This is a genomic window from Rhizobacter sp., assembly GCF_031412495.1.
Lineage (GTDB): Bacteria > Pseudomonadota > Gammaproteobacteria > Burkholderiales > Burkholderiaceae_C > Schlegelella_A.
This window is the reverse complement of record NZ_JANODC010000535.1, coordinates 1-3,262: the sequence shown is the minus strand read 5'-3', so window position 1 is coordinate 3,262 and position 3,262 is coordinate 1. Positions and strand designations below refer to the sequence as shown.

Sequence of the window (3,262 nt, the reverse complement as noted above, 5' to 3'; positions counted from 1 at the left end):
GCCAGTTCATCCCGGCCGTGGCGAAAGGGGTGCGCGAGGTGCTCGCCAGCGGGGCGATCGCCGGCTACCCGGTGGTCGACGTGCGCGTCGTCGTCTACGACGGCAAGCACCACAGCGTCGACAGCAAGGAGGTCGCCTTCGTCACGGCCGGGCGCAAGGCCTTCCTAGCCGCGGTGTGCAAGGCCCGCCCGATCGTCCTCGAGCCGATCGTCGACATCGAGATCACCGCGCCCGAGGTCACGCTCGGCGACATCACCGGAGACCTGGCGTCGCGGCGCGGCATGGTCACCGGCACCGACCGCGGCACGGCCGGTGCGGTCGTGGTCCGCGGCCAGGCGCCCTTGTCGGAACTGCTCGGCTATCAGAACCGACTCAACGCCCTGACCAGCGGCCAGGGCCGCTACGTCGTCGAGTTCGCCCGCTACGAGCCGGTGCCGCCGGGTACGCAGCAACAGCTCGTGGGTGGCTTCGGGTCCCGCGACCCGGACTGAGGCGCCGCGGGCGCCTCGTCTCGCCTACGGCTTGATCTTGCTGCTGAACTGGTTGGTGAAGGTGTCGTTCAGCACCAGCGGCTTCTCGGGCTTGTTGGTGGCGAAGGTGATGTCCATCGTCTTCTGCATCAGCTCTGGCTCGATCCAGCCGAGGCCGTGCTTGGCCGAGCGCTCCGTCACGGTCAGGTCGAGGATCTGCGGCATCGTCGCGAGCAGGGTGTTGCGATCGAGCCCGGCCACCTGCTCGACCATCGCGTCGATCGACGCCGCCGGGTTGGCCTTCGCGTCGCGCCACCCCTTGTGCGTCGCGCGCAGGAACTTCTCGATCAGCTTGGGGTTCTTCTTGATGGTGTCGTTGTTGACGAAGTAGGTGTGGCCGTAGATCGGCAGCCCGAAGTCGGCCCACAGCAGGTGGCCGACCTCGCCTTTGCCGAGCACCTTCTCCCAGATCGCGTAGCTGGTGTAGAGGTCGAACGAGCCGTCGACCTCGTTGGCTGCGACGATCGCCTGCGTGCCTTCGGGCTTGACGTTGACCAGCGTGACGGCGTCGTCCCTGATGCCGTGCAGGGCCGCGAAGGCCGGCCACAGGACGCGGTGCGAATCCGCCGGCGGCACGGCGATCTTCTTGCCGACCAGGTCCTTCGGCGACTTGATGTTGGCGCTCTTCCGGAAGAAGACGTTGTTGCCGGCCTTGTCGTAGACGACCGCCACCATCTTCAGGTTGGCACCCTTGCTGATCGCCGTCAGCACCGTCGGCGCGTCGGAGATGCCGATGTCGGACTGGCCGAGGTCGACCTTCTTGGCGCTGTCGGCGGAACCGCTGCCGCGCAGCACGGTCAGGTCGAGCCCCTCTTCCTTGTAGTAGCCCTTCTTCAGCGCCAGGTAGATCGGCGAGTGGTCGGCGAGCTGGAACCAGTTCAGCTGCAGCTGCACCTTCTCCTGCGCGGCCGTCGGCAGGGCCGTGGCGGCTGCGATGCCGCCGGCCAGGACGCCGAGCCAGGCGCGTCGCGACCAGGCGGAGGGGCGGCGGGTGTCGTTCGTCGTGTGCGTCATGAAATGTCTCCTTGTGTGCGTCGTGTCGTCAGACTCATTCCCGGTGCGCCCAGGGCGCGACGATCCGCTCGACCGCCACCACCAGACCGTACAGCACCAGCCCCATCGCCGAGATCAGGACCAGCGAAGCGAAGATCGAGCCGGTCTGCATCGTCACGCCGGCGCTGATGATGAGCGAGCCGAGCCCCTTCTCGGAAGCGACGAACTCGCCGACCAGCGCGCCGATCACGCTCATCGTCGCCGCCAGCTTGAGGCCGACGAAGATGTACGGCACGGCGTTCGGGAAGCGGATCTTCGCCAGCACCTGCCAGCGGCTGGCCCGCAGCGTCCGCACCAGGTCCAGGATCTCCGGCTCGGCACTGGCCAGGCCGACCGCGGTGTTAACGACCATCGGGAAGAAGGCGATCGTCGTGCCGATGACGATGTTGGGCCAGATGCCGTAGCCGAGCCAGACGATGAAGAGCGGCGCCAGGGCGATCTTCGGCAGCGTGTTGAAGAGGATGAGCACCGGCATCACCGTGCGCAGCAGCATGTCGTTCCAGACGATGACGATCGCCAGCAGCACGCCGAGCACGGCCGAGAGGGCGAAGGCGCCGAGCACGGCGTAGAGCGTGGCCAGGAAATTCGCCGTCCAGCGGTAGTTGGGGTCGGCGAGCGTGCGCAGCGCCGCGATCGGCGTCGGCAGGATGTACTCCTTCACGCCGAGCAGCATCACGCCGAGCTGCCAGAGGACGAGCAGGGCCAGGATGACGAGCAGGCTCGGCAGGTAGTACACGAAGCCGGACGCGAGCCGGCCGGCGAAGCCCGGCTCGCTCGACGCCGCAGCGCCGGCCACCGGGTCGCTCACGTCCGGACCCCGCCCGCGGCCATCGGCCGCATCGCGGCCCAGTCGGGCCCGGCACCGCTGGCGAAGCCGACGCCGCCGAGCGTGCCGATCGACAGGCCGCCGTCGCGGATGCGCACGCGCACCGCGCCGCGGCTGTGCTCGTACAGGTCGGGGTGGGCGGCAAGGAAGGCCTGCTGCTCGGCCGGGGCCAGCGCCGCCATGCCGTCGACGTAGTGATGGCCGTTGCGCTCGACGTGGCGGATGCCGAGCAGGGAGACGAGGGCGAGGTCCTGCTGCAGGGCCAGGCCGGCCTGGATCGTCAGGTCCTCGGCGCTCATGAAGTACGGCGCCAACTGCAGGTCGGCCGCGTCGTCGTACCCGGCCTCGCGGTTCCATTTCGCGCAGCGGGCCCGGTTCAGGATCGACTTGTACAGGCCCTTGCAGGTCTTCGAGGAGACGCCGCGGTAGCCGACGGCGCGAGCCTGCACGAAGGCGTCGAGCGAGTCGTCGGACTCGTCGATGATCACCGGCTTCTGCGCCGAGAGCGCTGCGACGTCGTGGGCCAGCGCCGCCTGCCGCTTGATCGGCTGCTCGATGAAGGCGACGCTGTCGCACAGCCGCGCCAGGCGCGGCTCGGCGCGCATGCGCTGCCAGAGCGCGCTCACGCCCTCGACGCTCTCGTACTGCTCGTTGCCGTCGAGCGAGGCGCGGTAGCCGCCGTCGATGCGGTCGAGGACGGCAGCGATGCGGCTCAGCCGGTCGATGTCGTCGCCGAGCCGGCCGGCGACCTTGAGCTTGAACCAGCGGTGGCCGTAGGCGGCGACCACTTCCTCCAGCGTTTCCGGCAGGCCGTCGCCGACGCGCCCGGTCTGCTCGGCCCGCGTGATCGGGT

3 protein-coding genes and 1 pseudogene are annotated in these 3,262 nt (G+C 69.2%); 1 reads left to right on the top strand and 3 read right to left on the bottom strand.

What is annotated here, in order from left to right:
- Nucleotides 1-491, top strand: a pseudogene (fusA, locus tag AC30N0_RS19900) (elongation factor G); the annotation flags it as partial.
- Nucleotides 492-515: 24 nt separating this feature from the next.
- On the opposite strand, the gene AC30N0_RS19895 reads toward fusA, so the two are convergent.
- The 3 genes from AC30N0_RS19895 to AC30N0_RS19885 all read right to left on the bottom strand — a co-directional run.
- Entirely contained in the window at nt 516-1,544 is a 1,029-nt protein-coding gene (locus AC30N0_RS19895; protein ID WP_489519615.1) for an ABC transporter substrate-binding protein, read from the bottom strand.
- Between the two features lie 34 nt (nt 1,545-1,578).
- Nucleotides 1,579-2,391: an ABC transporter permease gene (locus tag AC30N0_RS19890; RefSeq protein ID WP_489519614.1), complete on the bottom strand. Its 813-nt coding sequence runs from the start codon at nt 2,389-2,391 to the stop codon at nt 1,579-1,581.
- A partial coding sequence (locus AC30N0_RS19885) for an enolase C-terminal domain-like protein (RefSeq protein WP_489519613.1) occupies nt 2,388-3,262 on the bottom strand: 875 nt, incomplete at its 5' end. The genes AC30N0_RS19890 and AC30N0_RS19885, both read right to left, overlap by 4 nt.

Excerpts from the sequence above, each read along its gene's own strand:
- AC30N0_RS19895 (WP_489519615.1), bottom strand. The coding sequence starts at position 1,544 with ATGACGCACACGACGAACGACACCCGCCGCCCCTCCGCCTGGTCGCGA.